The organism is Streptomyces musisoli (genome assembly GCF_016741855.1).
Taxonomy (GTDB): domain Bacteria; phylum Actinomycetota; class Actinomycetes; order Streptomycetales; family Streptomycetaceae; genus Streptomyces; species Streptomyces musisoli.
Window position 1 is genome coordinate 1 of sequence record NZ_JAERRH010000075.1, and the last position, 1,585, is coordinate 1,585.

The window sequence follows — 1,585 nt, forward strand, 5'->3', positions numbered from 1 at the left end:
AGCTTGATCATTAACCTCGCTGCTGTTTCAGGCGGACGTGTTCGGTGAGGGTTTCGATTCGTTTCACGGTCTTCCCGGGCTCGTGACGTGGGGCTGACCTGCGGTTCTTAGAGCCGGGCGGGCGTCCGGGTCCGGGTTTGGAGGGTCTGGGCACGCTGGCGGGACGGGCGGTCTTCGCGCGGAGGTGGCGGAACCCCCGGCGGACTCGGGCCGGGGTGAGCCGACGTGGCTCGCTGGGCCGTTCCCAGGGCCGACGCAGATCCTCGGCAAGGGGCCGGGCGAGGCGGAGTTGGGTGTGGGCGGCGATGATCAGCCACGTCCACAGGTCGGCCGTGTGCGGGTCGCGAACCTTGGGGATGGTCCAGCCCAGAGTTTGTTTGAACAGCCGGAAGGTGTGTTCCAGATCGAATCTGCGGAGGAACGCCTGCCAGCGCACATCGGCGTCTGCGCCGGTCATCCCGGTGTGCGAGGACCACAGCCATAGCGGCTTCGGGTCGCGGTCACCGGGCAGGCACTCGACCTTCAGCCGGATCAACGTGCCGTGGATCAAGGGGAGTTCGCCACAGTGGTCCAGCCAGGGGCCACGGGCCTGTAGGCGGGGGTGCATCCGGTCCCAGGCGAGGGCTTCGGCCTTGCCGTAGCGGGTGGTGTCGCACGTCGTGGCCTGGTCGGGGGTGTGCCAGGACTCCGGCTTGGAGAAGGTGAGGACGCCACCGTGCTTGCGGGGCTGACCGCCACGCGGGGTGGAGCGGCGCGGGCCGGCATCCCGGAGCATGACCCGGTCGGAGCGGAGCCGGCCGACCAGCTCGACGGGCAAGTCGGCCAGGACGTAGGCGAGGCGAGTGACGTCGTAGCCGGTGTCCATGACGACGAGGATGTCTGCGTCGCCCGGCCGCCACTGCCCGGCGTGCACCAGCCGGGTGACCACCTCGCGCAGCTGGGTCGCGGTCACCACGGTGGCGTCGTCGGACGGCCCCAGCCGGATCGCGTCCAGCACGGCCGTCCAGGACGTGCGTCCCGTCTCCAGCGCGGCGACGAAGGAGTAGGGCCAGCCAGGGATGAACTGATCCGCGCTGCGACCCCGCCCGTAGACGTGGCAGAACAGCAACTCCGGGCTGGTGGGGGCATCGGGCCGCAGCCAGTTGCTCACATCCACCGCGAGCACGATCCGCCCGTCGGCGGCACGCGGCAGCGGCGTGGAGGCAAGCAGCCGACGCAGGCGGCGCGGCTCCAGCCAGCCGTGGTTGACCGCGTCGTACATCGCACCGTGCCCACGACGGTGCTCGGCCGTGAGCGTCAACTCGACCAGCGACGTCACCGGGCCGTCCGAGCACAGCACCGCATCCGTGAGCTCGAAGAGCGCATCCGCCCGGGAGTAGAGGCAGTCGTAGAACTGGACACGAAAGCGGGAAAGGACGCCCAGCCCGGCGTCAGCAGACGGTTCAGGGGCAAGACTCTTCACCAGCGGCCGTTCCTTCACGCGACGTTGCTCGACACCTCGAAGCGTGAAGAACGGCCGTCCTGCTGTCTCGGGAACAGACCAAGATCAGCGGGTCGGGTGACCAGCGAGGTTAAAGATCAAGCT

1 protein-coding gene is annotated in these 1,585 nt (G+C 69.1%); it reads right to left on the bottom strand.

Features of this window, described 5'->3' with window-relative positions; genetic code table 11:
* Positions 1-10 precede the first annotated feature (10 nt).
* Positions 11-1,462: an NF041680 family putative transposase gene (locus JK361_RS40480; protein ID WP_372448794.1), complete on the bottom strand. Its 1,452-nt coding sequence runs from the start codon at positions 1,460-1,462 to the stop codon at positions 11-13.
* Between the last annotated feature and the right edge of the window lie 123 nt (positions 1,463-1,585).